Here is a 17,505-nt window from a genome sequence, read left to right on the forward strand (position 1 = left end):
GGACGCCACGGGATTGTGCCCCCGATCGGCGTCCGCGACACCCCTATCCGGTGGTGACCGCGGCCGGGAGGAGCCCGAGCTGGTCGAGCAGGCCGTGGTGGTCCCAGAGCGTGCGGTGCTCGGTGATCCTCTCGCGGCGCACGGCGACCACAGAGATCGCCAGCACCTCGACCCGCCGGCCCGTCGCCGCGACCCCGGGCAGGAGCCAGGGGAGCTCGCGGTCGTGGGTGAACGCCAGGCGCTGCTCGTCGACGACCCGCCAGCGGTCGCCGGTGCGCGAGACGCGGGTGGTGGTGAGGTCGGCGGGGCGGTGCGGCAGCACGTCGTCGGCGAGGTGGCGGCGCAGCGCCTCCACGCCGCACGCGCCGAGACCGGTCGGCAGCCGGGTCAGCACCACGTCGTCGGTGACCCGGGCCAGCGCCGCGTCGAGGTCGCCGGCGCGGACGGCGCCGGCGAACGCGTCGACGGTGCGCTCGACCGCGACCATCATGTCCTGGACCGCCTTGGTCATCGTCCGATGCTCGCACCCGACGCCCGGCGCCCGCGACGGTTCGCCGGCGCGACGCCCGGCACCGCGTCCTCGAGGAGGCCCGATGACCCGCGTCGTCGCCCAGCAATGGATCTCGGTCGACGGCTTCGCGGCGGGCCCCACCGACGAGACGGACATCTTCGCCGGCGTCCCGGAGGAGAGCGACCGCCGCAGCATGGAGCTCAACGCCGAGCTGCTGGCCGACGTCGAGGTCGTCCTGCTCGGCCGGCGCACCTACGAGGGGTTCGTGACGTTCTGGCCCACCGACGCGAGCCGCGAGGTGCCGGTCGCGCCGCTGGTGAACGCCGTGCCCAAGCTCGTCGCCTCGACCACGCTGCGCGCGGCCCCGTGGGGCGACCACGCGCCCGCCGAGGTCGTGCCCGACGCCGTCGAGCGCGTGCGGGCACTGCGCGCGGGCTCCGGCGGGATCGTGCTGGTCTGGGGCTCGCTGGCCCTCATGCGCACGCTGATCGACGCGGGCCAGGTCGACGAGCTCGACCTGTTCGTCGCCCCCATCGCCCTGGGCGGCGGGACGCCGCTGGTCACCCCCGGGCGCCCGCTGCGACTGCGCCAGATCGCCGGCGAGGTGTTCCCCGCGGGCGGGGCGCACCTGCGGTTCGCGGTGACGGACTGACCCTCACCCGTCGCGGGAATCGACAGCGGCGCCGCCCTCCCGCAGCACGCGGTAGCGCAGGTGCACCATGCCCGGCCCGACCGCGCTGTGCACCAGCTCGAGCTCGACCTGCTCGGGCGGCAGCTCCCCCGGCGCGTCACCGAACAGGCGGCGGCCCCGCCCCAGCAGGACGGGGACGATCTGCAGGGCCATCTCGTCGATCTCCCCGGCCAGCAGGAACGCGCGGGCCGCAGAGGCCCCGTGGAGCAGGACGTCCTTATCGCCCGCCGCCTCCCGGGCCCGGGCGGCCGCCTCCCGCACGTCGGCGACGGGGCGCACGAGCCCGGACGCGGGGCCCGGCGACCTCGTCAGCACGATGATCGGCACGCCGTCGTGGTGGTCGCCGCCCCACCCGCCGGCGAGATCGTAGGTGCGCCGGCCGGTGAGCACCGCGCCGGACGTCATCAGCTCGGCCATGACCGCCGCGCCGACCTCGTCGTCGGAGTGGGCCGCGGCCGGGTGGTCGGGACCGTCGAAGGTGACGAAGTCGTGCAGGCGCTCGCCCCCGATCCCGAGTCCCTGCCCGGGGCCGTCCTCGGGGCCCGCGATGAAGCCGTCGAGGGACATCCACATGCACAGAACGATCTTGCTCATGGCTCCTCCTCGTCGAGGTGTCGGTGTCAGCGGCGGCGCAGCAGGCTGACCACGGCGCCGGTCGGGACGGTCTGCAGCTCCTCGGTGGTCCAGGTCGAGCGGGGGAGCGCACCGTCCCAGAACGGCCGGCCCGCGCCCAGCACCGTCGGGATCCGGGTGATCCGCAGTTCGTCGAGCAGCTCGGCGGCGAGCAGCGCGCGGATGATGCTGACGCTCGAGAACACCGAGATCGTGCGGCCCGGCGCCCGGCGCAGCTCCTCGACCGTGGCCTCGAGGTCGCGCGCCACGCGGGCGTTCGACCAGGTTGCCTCGGTGAGCGTGCGGGAGAAGACGACCTTCTCCACCGCGTCGAACCAGCCCGAGAGGTCGCGGCTGCGCGGGTCGGCGGCCGGGTCGTCGGCCACGGCGGGCCACCAGCCGTGGAAGCCCTCGTAGTTCGTGCGGCCGAGCAGCACGGTGTCGACGCCGCGGTAGTAGCCGGCGAAGCCCGCCGCGCAGCGCTCGTGGACGGCGGTCTCGATCAGCCAGGACATGTCCCCGTCGGGCCCGGCGGCGAAGCCGTCGAGGGACAGGGTGATGTTGGCGCTGACGGTGCGGTGCATCGGGGTGCTCCCAGGGTGCTCGGTCTCTCGGATCACCCCGACGTCGGTCGGCGCCGGCGACCTTCGTCGCGGGGTCCCGAGCCCCGGACGCGCGAGCAGGATCGGGACGACTCCCGTGCCGGATCGTCCACCGGTGCGGCGCCGGGTCACGTTGCCCGGGAGCGGTCAGGGGGCATCCGTACCGGCGTGAGCACTCCCACGGACAGCGCGGTGGGCAACAGCCCGTCCGCCGACAGCAGCGGCTCGTACCGACGCCAGGGCCCGCAGTTCACCGACCGGATCGTGGCCGAGCCCGCCGGGGAGGGGCCGTCGGGGGAAGCCCAGTGGCCGGTCGAGGCGGGGCGCTACCGCCTCGTCGTGTCGCTGGCCTGCCCCTGGGCGCACCGCTCGCTGATCGTGCGCCGCCTCATGGGGCTCGAGGACGCGATCTCGCTGGCGATCGTCGACCCGTTGCAGGACGACCGGTCCTGGCGGTTCTCGCTCGACGAGGACGGCGTCGACCCCGTGCTGGGCCAGCGCCACCTCGAGGAGGCCTACCTGGCGCGCGACCCGGAGCACGGCACCGACAACGGCGTCAGCGTCCCGGCGCTCGTCGAGGAGGCGACCGGGCGGCTCGTCACCAACGACTTCCCGCACATCACCATCGACCTCGGGATCGAGTGGGCGAAGTACCAGCGTCCCGGCGCGCCGACCCTCTACCCCGAGGAGCTCCGCGCGGAGATAGACGCCGTCAACGAGGGCGTCTTCCACGACGTCAACAACGGCGTCTACAAGGCCGGGTTCGCAACGAGACAGAGCCGCTACGAGGAGGCCTACACCGCGCTGTTCGCCCGCCTCGACGAGCTCGACGAGCGCCTCGCGGACCAGCGCTACCTCGTCGGCGACCACATCACCGAGGCCGACATCCGCCTGTTCACCACGCTGGTGCGCTTCGACGCCGTCTACCACGGCCACTTCAAGTGCAACCGGCAGAAGCTCGCCGAGTTCGAGAACCTCTGGCCCTACGCCCGCGACCTGTACCAGACGCCCGGGTTCGGCGACACGGTCGACTTCGACCACATCAAGCGGCACTACTACCAGGTGCACACGAGCATCAACCCCACGCAGATCGTGCCGCTGGGACCCGAGGCCGCGGCATGGCTCGAGCCGCACCGGCGCGGCGACCTCGGCGGCTCGCCCTTCGGTCCCGACGGCACCCCGCCCGCGCCGCTCGACCGGCCGCTGCGCCCGCTCCCGCCGCTCGACATGTGAGCGGCGGGGCAGGCGCCGAGTGCCAGGAGTGATCAGACCTCGAACAGGGCACACGAACCGACATGGCGGCCAGGGGGAAGGCGTTCGTGGCGTCGCTGTCGGGGACGTCGCTCGAGTACTACGACTTCGCCGTGTACGGCACGGCGTCGGCGCTCGTGTTCCCGCAGCTGTTCTTCCCGGGCTCGGACCCGCTGACCGGCGTCCTGCTGGCGTTCACGACCTTCGCGGTCGGGTACATCTCGCGGCCGGTCGGCGGGTTCGTGTTCGGCCGGCTCGGCGACACGCTGGGACGCAAGCGCGTGCTGGTGACGACGCTGCTGCTCATCGGCGTCGCCACCGTGCTCATCGGCCTGCTGCCGACCTACGAGACGATCGGCGTGACGGCGCCCATCGTGCTGGTGCTCCTGCGCTTCGCTCAGGGCGTCGGCGTCGGGGGCGAGTGGGGGAGCGCGGTGCTGCTCTCCGGGGAGTTCGGCGACCCCCGGCGGCGCGGGTTCTGGTCGTCGGCCGCGCAGATCGGCCCGCCCGCGGGCAACCTGCTGGCCAACGGCGTGTTCGCGGTCCTCGCCGCGACGCTCACCGGCGACCAGCTGCTGTCGTGGGGCTGGCGCCTCGCGTTCCTGCTCTCGGCCCTGCTCGTCGCCTTCGGCCTGTGGATCCGCCTCACGCTCGAGGACACCCCGGTGTTCCGCGCGCTGCAGGAGTCGGGGGAGACCTCGGCCAGCCCGATCCGCGAGGTCCTGCGCACCCAGCCCCGCGGGCTGGCCGCGGCGATCCTCTCGCGCCTCGGGCCCGACGTGGCGTACTCGCTGCTCACCGTCTACGTGCTCACCTACGCCACTCGCACCGCCGGCTTCGAGCGCGCCGCCGTGCTCTCCGCGGTGCTCGTGGGCTCGGCGCTGCAGCTCGGGCTGGTGCCGGCGTTCGGTGCGCTGTCCGACCGGTGGAACCGCCGGCTGGTCTCGCTCGGCGCGGTGATCGGCATCGGCGTGTGGGTGTTCGTGCTGTTCCCGCTGATCGGGGCGGGCTCGTTCGGCCTGCTCGTGCTCGGAGTCGTCGTCGGCCTCGCCCTGCACGCCGCCGCCTACGGCCCGCAGGCCGCGTTCATCACCGAGCAGTTCAGCCCGCGCCTGCGCTCCACCGGCTCCTCGCTCGGCTACACGGTCGCCGGGGTGGTCGGCGGGGCGCTCGCCCCGCTGCTGCTGACCTCGCTGCAGGCCGGGCTGGGCTGGGCCGCCGCGGCGGGTTACGTCGCGCTGGCCTGCGTGCTCTCGGCGGTCGGGCTCGCGCTGGGACGCGACCACGACCCCCGCGAGGACGAGGAGCTCGCGGCCGCCGCGGGTGCGGGGTCGGGGACCGGCGCCGCCCGCCCGTAGGGTCGCGGCCATGGCGGTCACCGTGGACAACACCGACGACCTGACCCGCGCGCCCGGCGCGTCGGTCACCCCCGACACCCTGCCGAACGACCTCGACATCACCGACCTCGTCGTCGGCGGCGGCACCGAGGCCGGCCCCCGCGACACCGTGCAGGTCCAGTACGAGGGCCGGCTGGTCTCGAACTCCACCGAGTTCGACTCCTCGTGGGGCCGCGGCGGCACGCCGGTCGAGTTCCCGCTCGGCCAGGTCATCGACGGCTTCAAGCTGGGCATCTCGGGCATGCGCGAGGGCGGCCGGCGCGTGCTCGTCGTGCCGCCGCACCAGGGCTACGGCCCGCAGGGCGCCGGCGGTGTCATCCCGCCGAACGCCCACCTCGTCTTCGTCGTGGACCTGGTCAAGGTCAACTAGAGGCGTCGGTCACCGCGGGCCGCGCCAGCCCGTCCGCGGCCAGCCGCGGGATGAGCGCGTCCGCGGTGACCCGGTAGCCGAACTCGGCGTACGCGAGCAGCGCGGCGGCCCGCCGGGCCCCGTCGGCGCCGACGGACACGGGTCGTGTCGGGCGCGCGAGCAGGTCGGCGAACGCCGTCACCCTGTCCATGTCGACGGCCATCGCGCCGCCCTCCTCCGTCGGCTCGTCCGGGGGCCGTCCCCGGCCGGTGCCACGGTGGCGGCGACCGTAGCGCGGGCATTGCGCGCGCGTCACGCCACGACCCGGGCGAGCTGCTCGGCCAGCGGGCGCCACCCGTGCGCCCGGGCGGCGGCGAGCAGCGGGGCGAGGGTCGCGCGGGCCCGGGCCGGGCGGCCGCGGGCGAGCCAGGCGCGCGCCACCGACACGTAGGCGTCGGCGCCGAGCAGCCAGGCGGTCGCCGGTGGCGCGGCGACGCCGGAGAGCAGGCGGTCGGCCTCGAGCAGGGCGGTGTCCGCCGGCAGCGGGGTGGCCCCGTCACCGTCGCCGGCCTCCGCCAGCACGGCGAGGCACCGCACGCGGCACGCCGCGACCGCGTCGGGGCCGGCGAGCACGAGACCGCGCCCGGCCAGCACCCGCGCCTCGGCGACGTCGCCGCGGGCGAGGAGGGTCGTCGCGAGCAACGCGCAGGCGGTCGGCGTCCACCACCGGTGCCCGGCGTCGCCGTTGCGCCGCATCGCCCGGCGCCCGGCGTCGACGGCCTCGTCGAGGTGTCCCTGCTGGCGCGCGACCCATCCCAGGTGGGCGAGGAACCAGGCGTCGTGCCCGCCGTAGCCCGAGTGCTGGGTCACGGCGGTCGCCTCGGCGATGCGCGCGCGGGCCTCGTCCCACCGGCCGGCGGCGATCGCGGGGATGGCGCCCCCGAACACCGTCCACTGCAGGACCGCGCGGTCCGGGAGGCGCCGGGCGAGGGGCTCGAGCTCGTCGACGACCTCGGCGAGCTCGTCGACCATGCCGGTGTAGGCGTAGGCCGCCTTGAGCCCGTCGAGGCCGACGAGCAGGGCGCGGTCGCCGGCCGCGCGCCCGGCCGCGACGGCCCGGCGGCCCTGCTCGATGGCCTCGCCGAAGCGCAGGTCGTTGGTCGCGAGGATGGCGAGGCGGCCGCGCAGGTCGGCCTCGGCGCCGCGGTCACCGAGGCCGGCGGCGCGGCGCAGGCCCGTGCGCAGGTGGGTGACGCACTCGGCGGGCGGCACGCCGAGCGCGATCGGCACGTCGCCGCCGAGCTGGCGCAGGACCGCCATCTCCAGGCGGCGGTCGCCGGCCTCGCGGGCCGCGGCGGCGGCGGCGCGCAGGTCGCTCCACGCGGCCTCGTGGCGCTCGAGGCCCTCCCGGGCGCGGGCGCGGGCCACCAGCACGCGGCCGGTGATCTCGGGGTCGGCGACCAGCTCGGCGGCGGCGAGCGCCCGGGAGTGCAGCGACTCCGCGTCGCCCATCGCGCCCCGGCGCGCCGCGGTCTCGCCGGCGAGCAGCAGGGCCCGCGCGGCGCGGGGCCAGTCCCGCGCGGCCGCGGCGTGGGTGCCGGCGGACTCCGGGGTGCCGGCGAGCAGGTCGGCGGCGCGGCGGTGGTGCAGGCGGCGCACCGGGGCCGGGGTGGTGGCGTAGAGGACCTCGTGGACGAGGTCGTTGGCGAACTCGTAGGTCGCGCCGGTGGGGACGAGCAGGCGCGCGGAGGCGGCCCGCTCGCACCGTCGGACGATCTCGGGGACCGGCAGCTCGAGCAGGCCCGCGGCCACCTCGGGGTCGACGGCGGCACCGAGGACGGCCCCGGCGCACAGGAGCTCCTCGACCTCGTCGCCGAGGCGCCGGACACGGGCCAGCACGGCGGCCTGCAGCGACTCGGGCACGCCCGACCCGCCCGCGGCCAGCCCGCGCAGGGTCTCGACGACGAACAGCGGATGGCCCCGCGTGCGGCGATGGATCGTCACCCCGAGGTCGCCGCGGCCCTCCCGGTCGGCGAGCGCGGTGACCGCGGCGGCGTCGAGCGGGCCGAGGTCGAGGCGCTCGCCCACGGCCTCGAGCTGGGCGAGCGCGTCCGCGCCCTCCTCGGCACGCACGGTCGTCAGCACGAGCACCCGTGCGCCGGCGGGACGCAGGGCGAGGAAGTGCAGCAGCTCGACGGTGGCGAGCCCGGCGTTCTGGAGGTCGTCGATCAGCAGCAGCAGGGGAGCGGTGGCGGTCAGCTCGGCGAGCAGGCCCGCGAGGGCCGCGAACACCCGGCGCGGGTCGGGGCGGTCGTCCCCCGGTGCGTCGACGAGCTCCGGGAACAGCCCGGCGAGGGCCGGCGGGACCGGGGTGGCGAGCACGGGCCCCAGCGCGTCGACGACGGGTTGCAGGAAGAGCGAGCGCTCGGCAGCGTGGCAGCGCGCCGAGGCGACCCGCCCCCCGGTGGCCGCGGCGAGCGCGGCGACCTCCCCGGCGAGCCGGGTCTTCCCGATGCCCGCCTCGCCGGCGAGCAGCACGAGCGCGGCCGCGCCGCGGGTCGCCGCCTCCCAGCGCGCGGTGAGGCGGGCGATCTCCGCGTCGCGCCCGACGCAGTGCGACGTCGTCGGCGACCGGGGGCAGGGCTCGGCGGCGGGGTCGTCCTGCGGGCGCTCATGGAGGAGGGCGACGTAGTCGTCGCGCGTGCGGGGGCCGGTGCGACGCCGAGCTCGTCGGCGAGCGTGGTCCGCAGCCGGTGGTAGAGCTCGATCGCCCGCGACGGGTCGCCGGCCCGCCGGTGCGCGCCCATGAGCAGGCGGTGGGCGGTCTCGTCGAAACGGTCGGCGGCCGCCGCGTCGGCGGCGGTGCGCCGCGCGCGCCCCGCGTCCCCGGTGGCCAGCGCCGCGCGGGCGTCCGCGTGGCGGGCCCGGCGCAGCAGTTCCCACCACTCGTCGCGGGCCGCGGCCACCCAGGGTTCGTCCGCCTCCTCGGGCAGCGGTTCACCCGTCCCGAGCAGCGCGAGCGCCCGGGCCGCGGCGCTCGCCGCGAGTCCCGGGGCCGCGGCGGCGAGACGCCGGTCGGACTCGTCGAGCAGGCGCGCCGCGGCGTCGAGGTCGACGACGACGGTCGGCGGGGCGCCGAGCCGGTACCCGCCGCGGTCGCCGAGCAGGATGTCCGGCTCGAGGCGGCTGCGCAGCCGGCTGACCAGCGTCGCGACGCCGGCGGCGGGGCTGCGGGGCGTCCGGCCGTTGCTGCCCCAGAGCTCGGCCGCGAGCTGCTCCCCGGTGAGCACCGCCGGGCGCCGGGCCGCCAGCAGGGCCAGCAGCCGCCGCTCCTCGGGGCTGCCGATGCGCAGCGCCTCGGGTGGGGATCCGCGCTCGACGCGCAACGGCCCGGCCAGCCGGGCCGTGACGCTCATCACCACAGTGTGCGACCGTGACCGGTGCCGGGGCAATGAAGACATCGCCCGGACGGACCAGTGCGTTGACCTTCGGTAGTCGAACGGGCTACGCGCCGAACGAGGCCGGCTGGCCCGTCGCCTCGAGCACCGACATCCACAGGTCACCGTCGGGGTCGACCTGGTTGCGGTGCGACGTGATCAGGCGCATCGGGATGTGCACGAACCGGCGCCGCCAGCGCACGACGACGGTGTCCGTGCGCCCGGCCATGCCGGCGTGCACCGCGGCGTGGGCGAGCCGCACGCAGTAGACGCTGTCGTAGGCGTTCGCGGCGACGCTGCGGATGGCGTAGCTGGGGTCGAGGTAGCGCACCGTCGGCGGCAGGTCGACCGCGGTGAGGTGCTCGGTGATCTTCTGCTTGAGGAAGAGCCCGATGTCGCCGAGCTTGGTGTTGCCCGACGCGTCGGTGGTGTGGCCCTCCTGCTCGAGGAGCTCCTGGCCGGCGCCCTCGGCGACCACGATGACCACCTGGCCGTGCCGCCGCACGTGGTCCTCGACCCGGCGCAGCACGCCGTTCGGGCCGTCGAGGACGAAGGGCACCTCGGGGATGAGGACGAAGTCGGCGTCGTTGTTGGACAGCGCGGCGTAGCACGCGATGAACCCGGAGTGCCGGCCCATGAGCTTGACGATGCCGACGCCGTTCTCGGCGGCCTGCGACTCGATGAACACCGACGCGATGAACTCGGTGGCCTGGGCGAACGCCGTCTGGAACCCGAAGCTCTGGTCGGTGTAGGGCAGGTCGTTGTCGATCGTCTTCGGGATGCCGACGACCGCGATGTCGAGCCCGCGGGCGTCGATCTCCTGCGTGATCCTCATGGCGCCGCGCATGCTGCCGTCGCCGCCGATGACGAACAGGACGTCGATGCCGAGACCGACGAGGGTGTCGACCATCTCCTCGGGGTCCTGGTCGCCGCGCGAGCTGCCCAGGATCGTGCCGCCGTCGTTGTTGATGTCCCGGACCGCGTGCAGGTCCAGCTCCACGACGCGCTCGCGGTGGCGCTGCGTCAGCCCGGCGTAGCCGTTGCGGAAGCCGTAGATGTGCGCGACGTCGTAGTGCTCGGTGAGCTCCTGCACGATGCCCCGGATGACGTCGTTGAGCCCCGGGCACAGGCCGCCGCAGGTCACGATGCCGACGCTGGTGGCCGCCGGGTCGAAGTAGACCTTCCGGCGGGGCCCGGCGGCCTCGAGGCTGGGCAGCCGCTCGATGGGCACGCCGCGCGCGAGCAGCACCGAGACCGTGTCGTCGACGAGCACGCGGTCGTCCTCGTGCACGTAGTGCGGTGAGGTCCGCTTCGTCGCGAGCATCTCGGCGAACGGGGAGTCGTAGCAGCACGCGCCGAGCGAACGCACGCGCAGGTCGTCGAGGTCGAGCGTCACGGGAGGCTCCCAGGTCGTCACGGTGGCTAGGTCGTCGTGGCGGGACCGGCGGCGCTACCGGCTCTGTATCGTTCACGATAACCGAGGGTCGCCGGCCTCCGTCGTCGCTGCGGCGCCGTCCGGGAACCGCCGGACGAGCTCGCTGCGTGATCGCAGCCCGAGCTTGCGGTAGACGCGCGTCAGGTGGTTCTCGACCGTCTTGCGGGAGACGAACAGCGCCGCCGCGGCCTCGTCGTTCGACCGGCCCTCGGCGACGACCCGCGCCACCTGGAACTCCTGGGGCGTCAGGGCCGCCCACGCGGCCTGCGCGGGCGCGCGCCGCGGGGAGGACACGCCCGCCGCCGCGAGCTCGGACTCGGCGCGGGCCGCCCACGGCCGCGCGCCGAGCGCGACGAACACGGCGTGCGCGTCACGGGCGACCGGGCGCGCCGCGGTGGGACGGCGCAGGCGGCGCAGGCACTCGGCCTCGGCGAGCAGCGTCCGGGCGCGCTCGAACGGCTGGTCGCACCGCGCGTGGGCCTCCCGGGCCCGCGCGAAGCACGCGGCGGCCTCGTCGGGGTCCTCGGCCAGGAGCCCGCGGCACCGGTGCGCCGTCGCGACCGGGAAGGCGAGGTCGGTCTTCGTCTCCCACCAGGCGAGCACCTCGCGGGCCCGGTCGCCCCGCCCGCTGCGGACGAGCGCCTCGGCGAGGTCGGGGCCGTAGGCCACGACGTTGCTCGCCTCGAGGCCGTCGGCGCGGGCGCGGCGGTGGGCCACCTCGAGGTGGTCGACGGCGTCGTCGGTCTCGCCGACGACGAGGGCGGCGAGGCCCTCCACCGCCGGGGCGTAGGTCTGCAGGCAGTCGATGCCGTGCGAGCCGACCGCGGCCAGGACGCGCCGGGTGCTCGCGCGGCTGTCCTCGACGGCGCCGGTCGCCGCGTCGAGGCGGGCCAGGATCATCGTGGCGAGCGCGGCGGTGCCCGCCTCGCCCAGCTCCTCGGCCCACTGCCGGGCCTCGACGGCGTCGGCGCGCGCCGCGGGCCACCGCCCCCGCCAGCAGTCGAGCTCGGCGCGGATCGCGTGCGCGTACGCCAGGACCGACGCCACGCCGTGGCGCCGGCCCGTGGTCAGCAGGGCGTCGATGCGCCGGTCGGCGTCCTCGTAGCGCTCGGTGTGGACGGCGACCTGGGCGAGCTGCGCGGCGACCTGCAGGTCGCCGGAGACCGCGTCGGCGTCGAGCCCGTCGAGCAGCGCGAGCGCCTCGCGGGTCCGCCCGCCGAGCACGAGCGCGCACACCCGCGCCGGGCCCGCCGACCCGGGCGCGAGGGCCGTGGCGCGGCGGGCGAGGTCGAGCATCGCGTGGACCCGGCCCGCCATCCCGGCCGGCATCGTCGCCTCGGCGTAGAGCCCGGCCGCGGTGGCGGCGTCCACCGGCGCCACGCGCTCGGCCGCGCGGACGAGGTCGGCGTGCGCGCGGCGGGGGTCGCCGAGCCAGGCGGTCGCGCGGCTCCGGACGACCTCGACGCGGGCGGCGAACCGCACGTCGTCGTCCAGCGCGGCCGCCGCCTCGGCGTGGCCGGCGGCGAGGTCGAGGGCCCCGGCGAGGAGGAACTCGCGGGCCGCGGCGAGGAAGCGCTCGGCGCGGTGACGGCGGTCGGTGGTGAGCTGCGCGGCCCGCGCCCACGCCTCGCCGGCGCTGCGGTGCCCGCCGAGCTGGGTCGCCGAGCAGGCCGCCGCGGCGAGCTGCGCGGCCACGGCGTCGTCGGCGCCGTCCGCGGTGGCGGCGAGGTGCCAGGCGCGGCGTGCCCCCGTCGTCCGCGCCGCGAGGGCGGTGTGGACCCGGCGCGTCGTCGTCGCGTCGGCGCCGAGGACGACCGGGCGCAGCAGGGGATGGCGCAGGACGTGCCGGTCGCCCCGAGTGTGGATCAGGCCCGCCTGCTCGGCGAGCCGCTGGTCGCGGGCGGACACCCCGAGGTCGGCGAGCACCCGGTCCACGACGCCGGCGTCGGCCGACCCCGCGCCCGCCACCACGGCCACGGCGGTGCGCGCCGCGTCCGGGAGCCCCTCGAGCGCATGCGTCCACAGCGCCGCCAGGGCCGGGCCCGGGCGCGGGGCCCGTCCCCCCGTCCGGTGGCGGGCGTTCTCGACGAGGGCCAGCGGGTGCCCGGCGAGGTCCTCGACGAGGCGGTCGAGCGCCACGGGCGGGAGCCGGTCCGCGAGCGGGCCGAGGAGCAGGCGGCTCTCCTCGGCGCCGAGCCCGTCGAGGTCGACGACGCGGGCGGAGGGGACCGTGCGGCCCCGGTCGCGCGTCGCGAGCAGCAGCGCGACCCGCGGCGAGCGCAGCCGCCGGGCCACGAACAGCAGGACCTCCTCCGACGGGGTGTCGACCCACTGCAGGTCGTCGACGACCACCAGCAGCGGCTCGGCGTCGCCCGCGGCCTCCAGCAGGCCGAGCGCCGCGGCGCAGACCGCCAGCGAGCCCCCGGCGCGCCCCGCCCGCAGCGCGGCGCTGACCTCGAGCGCCTCGCGCTGGACGTCCGGCAGCGCCGCGAGCGAGCGCCGCAGCGGCAGGACGAGATCGGCGAGGACCGCGAACGGCAGGTGGGCCTCCGCCTCGCTGCCGGCGACGCGCACGGCGCGCGCGGGCGAGCGCTCGCACACGCGGTGCAGGAGCTCGGTCTTGCCGATCCCGGGCTCGCCGCGCACGAGCCCCACCCGCTCGGGACGACGGCCCGCGACGAGCGCGCTCAGGTCCTCGATCTCGGCCGACCGCCCCACGAAGGTCGGCGCCGGCCGCGTGCCCGTGGCGGTCATCGTGTCCCCCCGTGGTGGTGACACCGGGGCGTGCGTGGTCGATGGGACACAGGATGCCGCCGGTTCCGTCGGCGGTCGTGCCGCCTTTCGGGTCGGAGGCGGGGGATTTCCCCGGGGTCCGGAACGGCTTTCTACGCCGTCCGAAGGACGGGACGACCAAACGCGATCGCGCGGTCACCGATGGCGAGGACCGGGACCCCGTTGCGTACCCGTCCGCGCACTCCCCGCGACGGCGGGACCGGCGTCGCGGGAGTTCTCCCCACTGCCGACTTCGTGCACGGAGAGGAATCGTCGACAGCGGACAGTTCGGGGGACGCCGTGCCCGTCACGGGTGCTGTCCAGGTCGAGCCAGGGCGACGACGCGCTGCTCCCCGAGACCCCTCGACGCGGCGCCCGCCGCCGTCACCGGCACGGTCCCAGGAGGAGCCCATGAGCGAGAGCACCGGACCACGTCGTGTCATCGCCCGGCGGCGACACGGCAGCCACGCCGTCGTCGACCAGGCGCCCGGAGTCGCCGAGTTCATCCGTTTCGCCGGGTTGCCGGCATGAGCACGCTGGAGGAGCAGCAGGGACGGGCCGCCGCGCGGTACAGGGACCGCGCACCCGAGCGGGCGGAGACGCAGCGCCGGCAGGAGGCGACGGGCACGCTCGTCGTCGACGACCCCGCGCAGATCGAGGCCCGGGCCGAGCGGCTCATCGGCGACGCCGTCGGGAGCCGCGCGGTGCGCCAGGCCGCGCGGACCGGCGCGCTCGAACGGATCATCGCGGAGAACGACCTGCAGCCGAGCCTCTTCCTCGGCCGTGGGACCGCGATCGCCGAGTCGGTGGGCCGGGTGACGCTCCCGGGCGGCGGCGCGGGCACCGGCTTCCTCGTCGGCCGGCGGCTCCTGCTGACCAACAACCACGTCCTGCCCGACGCGTCGACCGCGGCGAGCGCCCTGGTCGAGTTCGACTTCGAGCTCGGGCCCGACGGCCGGCCGGAGACGCCCTCCGCGTTCGCCCTCGACCCGGACACGCTCTACCTCACCGACGAGGAGGTCGACGCGAGCCTCGTCGCGGTCGCACCGGCGAACGGGGTCGTGGCCGGGGACAGGTACGGGTGGAACCGGCTCCGCCAGCAGCAGGGCAAGATCGTCATCGGCGAGGCCGCCAACGTCATCGGCCACCCCTCGGGACGCCGCAAGGAGATCGCGGTCCGCAACAACCGACTGCTCGACCAGCTCGACGTCTTCCTCCACTACGAGGCCGACACCGAGCCGGGCAACTCCGGTTCGCCGGTGTTCAACGACCAGTGGGAGGTCGTGGCGCTGCACCACTCCGGGGTGCCGAGCACCAACGCCGACGGTGACCTGCTCACCGCCGACGGGACCGTGTGGGACGCGTCGATGGGCGAGGCGGCGATCGCCTGGGTGGCGAACGAGGGCGCGCGCATCTCGGTGGTCCTCGCGCGCCTCGGCGAGCTCGCGCAGGCGGTCGGGCGGACGGCGCTGCTCGACGAGCTCGGCGCCGAGGCGCTCGTCGGCACCGTGCCGGCGGCGCCGGCGCACGTCGTGACCCCCACCAGGCGCGAGAGCACCGGCCGGCGGGGCCTGCGCGCCGTGCCGGAGACCCCGCCGCACGTCGTGTTCCTGCACGGCCGCGCGCAGCAGGGCCGGGACCCCGTCGAGCTGCGGTCCGTCTGGGCCGGCGGCCTGGCCCGGGGGCTCGGCCTCGTCCAGCGCCCTCCGCTCGACGCCACCCGCGTCTGGTTCCCGTACTACGGGGACAGCCTCGCCGCCCTGGCCGGCCCGTCCGCCGTGGAGACCACGGTGACGGGTGACGAGGAGGCGCCGGCGGCGGTGCGGGCGGCGCCGGCGGGCGGGTCGGCGCGGGACACCTACGCCGCGCTGATCGAGGACGCCGCCTCGCGCGCCGGGTTCCGTCCCGACGCGAGGGAAGGGTTCGGTGACCTGCTCGGCACCGTCCAGTCCGCGCTCACCCACCTCGCCAACAGGAGCCGGCTCGACGACCTGTTCATCGCCCTGCGGTTCCGCGACGTCGCGCTGTACCTGGACGACGACCAGGTCCGGAGCGCCGTCCTGGACACGGTCCTCGAGACCTTCCCGACGACCGGCCCGGTGACGCTCGTGTCCCACAGCCTCGGCACCGTGGTCGCCCTCGACCTGCTGACCCGGGTCCCGGCGGGCGTGGACGTGCGACTGCTCGTCACCGCCGGCAGCCCGCTCGGCCTCGACTCCGTGAACAAGCGGCTCCTGGCCGGCGGGCCGCGGCAGCCGGACGTGCAGCGGTGGGTCAACGCCTGGTGCCTCGCCGATGCGGTGGCCATCGGGTGCCCGCTCGCCCCGACCTGGGGCCGCGGCGTCGAGGACGTCCGGACCGACAACCCGCTCACCGCGGCGCACTCGATCGCCGAGTACCTCGCCGACCTGCGGGTGGCGTCGGCGATCGGCGACGGGGCGTGACGTGCCCGGCGAGCGAGAGGCGCAGCGGCTCAGCGACGTCTCGGCGCGCCTCAAGAACTCCCCGGCGCTCGAGGCGGCCGTCCGCGAGGCGATCTCGACGCACCGCGTCCCGGCCGTCACCGCCGAGCTGACGGATCAGGCCGTCACCCAGGTCGAGCGCGACGCGGACCGCCTCGAGCGCCTCGTGGCGCTCGGCCCGCTGGAGGCCATCGTGCAGCGGGTCGGCCGCCCTCCGCTCCTGATCCGCGACGACGCCGTCGTGATGGAGCCCCTCCCGGACCTGCCGAGGGGGACCCCGAAGAAGATCGAGTCGGCCGAGCGCTTCATCCCCTCGATCGGGCGGGTGGAGTTCGTCAACGCCCGGATGCCGTGGGGCGGCACCGGGTGGGTGATCGCGAAGGACGGCGACGCGGCGCTCGTGGCGACCAATCGGCACGTCGCCCGGATCGTCGCCCGGCGGGTCGCGGACGGTCGCGGGGTCTTCCTCAGGTCGACGATCTCCGGCTCGCTCATGGGTGCCGACCTGGACTTCCACGAGGAGGTGGGGTCGCGCCCGCAGGACGCGCGTCCCTTCGAGGTCGCCGACATCGTCTACCTGGCCGACGACGCCGCACCCGACGTCGCGGTGCTCCGCATCGTCGGGGACCACCCGCCCGAGCCCGTGCCCCTCGCCGCGACTCCGGCGGTGGAGGGCGAGCTCGTCGCCGTGGTGGGCTATCCCGCCTTCGACGACCGCAACGACATCGACGCCCAGGCGCGCTACTTCCGCGACCTGTTCGAGGTGAAGCGCTTCGCTCCGGGGCGGGTGATGCAGCCGTTGACGAGCCGCACGACGCTGCGCCACGACTGCACCACCCTCGGCGGGAACTCGGGCTCGCCCGTCATCAGCCTCGACCACGCAGGCGTGGTCGGCCTGCACTTCGCCGGGGTCTTCGGGAAGGAGAACTCCGCGGTCGGTGTCGACACCCTGCGCCGGCTCGTCGAGTCCGACTTCCGGCCGCGGGGCACGGGACCCATCGAGGCGGTGCGTCCCGAGACCGAGGCCCCGAGGGACGGGAAGCACTCGGCCGCCGACCTCGCCGGCCGCTCCGGCTACGACCCCGTCTTCCTCGGCCGCCGCTTCGCGACACCGTGGCCGGGGCTCCCGGAGAGCGTGCTCGCCGACCTCGCCCGCCCGAGCGACGAGACGGAGGACCAGCCCGGCGAGCTGCGGTACGTGCACTTCGGGGTGCGGTACTCGGCATCCCGTCGCCAGCCGCGGATGACCGCGGTGAACATCGACGGTTCACGCCTCGTGCCGATCAAGCGGAGCAACGACCGCTGGTTCCACGACGGGCGCATCGACCGGGACCTGCAGCTCGACCAGGACGACTACCGCGATCCCCGGATCGACCGCGGCCACATGGTGCGCCGCCAGGACCCGAACTGGGACGAGGAGGTCGCGGAGCAGGCGAACGCCGACACCTTCCACTACACCAACGCCGCCCTGCAGCACTCGGAGCTGAACCAGGGCACGACGCTCTGGCTCGGTCTGGAGGACCTCGTCCTGGACAGTGCCCGGACCCACGGCTTCATGGCGTGCGTGTTCACGGGACCCGTCCTCCGCGACGACGATCCCGAGATCGTGCCGGGACTCCCGACGCCGTTGGAGTTCTGGAAGGTCGTGGCCATGGTCGACGCGGATCGTCGCCGCCTCCACGCGACGGCCTACCTGCTGAGCCAGGGACAGATGATCCGCGACCTCCTGGAGAAGCGCCGCCGCACCGAGTCCAACGAGGGCTTCGTGCTCGGGGCGTACCGGACGTTCCAGATCGCGGTGCGCGACCTGGCCGACGCGACCGGCTACGACCTCTCCGCGTACACCGCTGCGGACCCGCTCGATCCCCGGGACGACACCCACGAGTCGGTCGGCTTCCCGGCCTACGTGGCGCTCGAGCGCCCCGAGGACGCGGTGCTCTGAGGAGGGGTCGCGCCGAGCGCGACCGACGACGAGGGGGGGAGACC

The 17,505-nt window shown here is 75.8% G+C and carries 13 protein-coding genes and 1 pseudogene; 6 read left to right on the plus strand and 8 right to left on the minus strand.

All coding sequences use genetic code 11. The annotated features are described in order from the left end of the window. Nucleotides 1–43 precede the first annotated feature (43 nt). Nucleotides 44–511, minus strand: coding sequence for an ester cyclase (locus PHK61_RS00695; protein ID WP_274279040.1), 468 nt, complete (start codon nucleotides 509–511; stop codon nucleotides 44–46). Between the two features lie 82 nt (nucleotides 512–593). Here PHK61_RS00695 and PHK61_RS00700 point away from each other — a divergent pair, with 82 nt between their 5' ends. Then, nucleotides 594–1,163: a dihydrofolate reductase family protein gene (locus PHK61_RS00700; protein WP_274279041.1), complete on the plus strand. Its 570-nt coding sequence runs from the start codon at nucleotides 594–596 to the stop codon at nucleotides 1,161–1,163. A gap of 3 nt (nucleotides 1,164–1,166) precedes the next feature. On the opposite strand, the gene PHK61_RS00705 is transcribed toward PHK61_RS00700, so the two are convergent. Next, nucleotides 1,167–1,796, minus strand: a complete 630-nt coding sequence (locus PHK61_RS00705) for a dihydrofolate reductase family protein (protein WP_274279042.1) — start codon at nucleotides 1,794–1,796, stop codon at nucleotides 1,167–1,169. A gap of 26 nt (nucleotides 1,797–1,822) precedes the next feature. Beyond that, complete coding sequence (locus PHK61_RS00710) at nucleotides 1,823–2,398, minus strand: dihydrofolate reductase family protein (RefSeq protein ID WP_274279043.1); 576 nt, start codon at nucleotides 2,396–2,398, stop codon at nucleotides 1,823–1,825. Nucleotides 2,399–2,608: 210 nt separating this feature from the next. Here PHK61_RS00710 and PHK61_RS00715 point away from each other — a divergent pair, with 210 nt between their 5' ends. The 3 genes from PHK61_RS00715 (at nucleotide 2,609) to PHK61_RS00725 (ending at nucleotide 5,434) form a co-directional block, all read left to right on the plus strand. Beyond that, nucleotides 2,609–3,649 (plus strand): glutathione S-transferase family protein, encoded by a 1,041-nt coding sequence (locus tag PHK61_RS00715; protein WP_420791335.1) that lies wholly within the window; start codon nucleotides 2,609–2,611, stop codon nucleotides 3,647–3,649. A 62-nt stretch (nucleotides 3,650–3,711) separates the two neighbouring features. Further along, nucleotides 3,712–5,025, plus strand: a complete 1,314-nt coding sequence (locus PHK61_RS00720) for an MFS transporter (protein ID WP_274279044.1) — start codon at nucleotides 3,712–3,714, stop codon at nucleotides 5,023–5,025. Nucleotides 5,026–5,035: 10 nt separating this feature from the next. Next, complete coding sequence (locus PHK61_RS00725) at nucleotides 5,036–5,434, plus strand: FKBP-type peptidyl-prolyl cis-trans isomerase (RefSeq protein ID WP_274279045.1); 399 nt, start codon at nucleotides 5,036–5,038, stop codon at nucleotides 5,432–5,434. On the opposite strand, the gene PHK61_RS00730 is transcribed toward PHK61_RS00725, so the two are convergent. The 5 genes and pseudogenes from PHK61_RS00730 to PHK61_RS00750 form a co-directional block, all read right to left on the minus strand. Next, nucleotides 5,427–5,636: a hypothetical protein gene (locus PHK61_RS00730; RefSeq protein WP_274279046.1), complete on the minus strand. Its 210-nt coding sequence runs from the start codon at nucleotides 5,634–5,636 to the stop codon at nucleotides 5,427–5,429. The genes PHK61_RS00725 and PHK61_RS00730 overlap by 8 nt on opposite strands. 89 nt (nucleotides 5,637–5,725) lie before the next feature. Beyond that, nucleotides 5,726–8,005: an ATP-binding protein gene (locus PHK61_RS00735; RefSeq protein WP_274279396.1), complete on the minus strand. Its 2,280-nt coding sequence runs from the start codon at nucleotides 8,003–8,005 to the stop codon at nucleotides 5,726–5,728. Nucleotides 8,006–8,127: 122 nt separating this feature from the next. After that, nucleotides 8,128–8,874, minus strand: a pseudogene (locus PHK61_RS00740) (AfsR/SARP family transcriptional regulator); the annotation flags it as partial. 43 nt (nucleotides 8,875–8,917) lie between these two features. Next, the gene (locus PHK61_RS00745; protein WP_274279047.1) at nucleotides 8,918–10,246 is read right to left on the minus strand and encodes an ATP-dependent 6-phosphofructokinase; all 1,329 of its coding nucleotides are present in this window, start codon (nucleotides 10,244–10,246) and stop codon (nucleotides 8,918–8,920) included. A gap of 72 nt (nucleotides 10,247–10,318) precedes the next feature. After that, entirely contained in the window at nucleotides 10,319–13,039 is a 2,721-nt protein-coding gene (locus tag PHK61_RS00750) for a helix-turn-helix transcriptional regulator (RefSeq protein WP_274279048.1), read from the minus strand. 545 nt (nucleotides 13,040–13,584) lie between these two features. Between PHK61_RS00750 and PHK61_RS00755 the strand changes: the two genes are divergently transcribed. Both PHK61_RS00755 and PHK61_RS00760 read left to right on the plus strand, forming a co-directional pair. Then, on the plus strand, nucleotides 13,585–15,501 hold the full coding sequence (locus tag PHK61_RS00755) for a trypsin-like serine peptidase (protein ID WP_274279049.1): 1,917 nt from the start codon (nucleotides 13,585–13,587) through the stop codon (nucleotides 15,499–15,501). A gap of 1 nt (nucleotide 15,502) precedes the next feature. Then, entirely contained in the window at nucleotides 15,503–17,461 is a 1,959-nt protein-coding gene (locus PHK61_RS00760; protein WP_274279050.1) for a DNA/RNA non-specific endonuclease, read from the plus strand. Nucleotides 17,462–17,505: the final 44 nt, after the last annotated feature.

It is taken from the genome of Actinomycetospora lutea (genome assembly GCF_028737205.1).
GTDB classification, from domain to species: Bacteria; Actinomycetota; Actinomycetes; order Mycobacteriales; family Pseudonocardiaceae; genus Actinomycetospora; species Actinomycetospora lutea.

Bases quoted from the DNA above. Each gene is read 5' to 3' on its own strand.
- PHK61_RS00695 (WP_274279040.1), bottom strand. From the start codon at position 511: ATGACCAAGGCGGTCCAGGACATGATGGTCGCGGTCGAGCGCACCGTC.
- PHK61_RS00700 (WP_274279041.1), top strand. From the start codon at position 594: ATGACCCGCGTCGTCGCCCAGCAATGGATCTCGGTCGACGGCTTCGCG.
- PHK61_RS00705 (WP_274279042.1), bottom strand. From the start codon at position 1,796: ATGAGCAAGATCGTTCTGTGCATGTGGATGTCCCTCGACGGCTTCATC.
- PHK61_RS00710 (WP_274279043.1), bottom strand. From the start codon at position 2,398: ATGCACCGCACCGTCAGCGCCAACATCACCCTGTCCCTCGACGGCTTC.
- PHK61_RS00720 (WP_274279044.1), top strand. From the start codon at position 3,712: ATGGCGGCCAGGGGGAAGGCGTTCGTGGCGTCGCTGTCGGGGACGTCG.
- PHK61_RS00725 (WP_274279045.1), top strand. From the start codon at position 5,036: ATGGCGGTCACCGTGGACAACACCGACGACCTGACCCGCGCGCCCGGC.
- PHK61_RS00730 (WP_274279046.1), bottom strand. From the start codon at position 5,636: ATGGCCGTCGACATGGACAGGGTGACGGCGTTCGCCGACCTGCTCGCG.
- PHK61_RS00750 (WP_274279048.1), bottom strand. From the start codon at position 13,039: ATGACCGCCACGGGCACGCGGCCGGCGCCGACCTTCGTGGGGCGGTCG.
- PHK61_RS00755 (WP_274279049.1), top strand. From the start codon at position 13,585: ATGAGCACGCTGGAGGAGCAGCAGGGACGGGCCGCCGCGCGGTACAGG.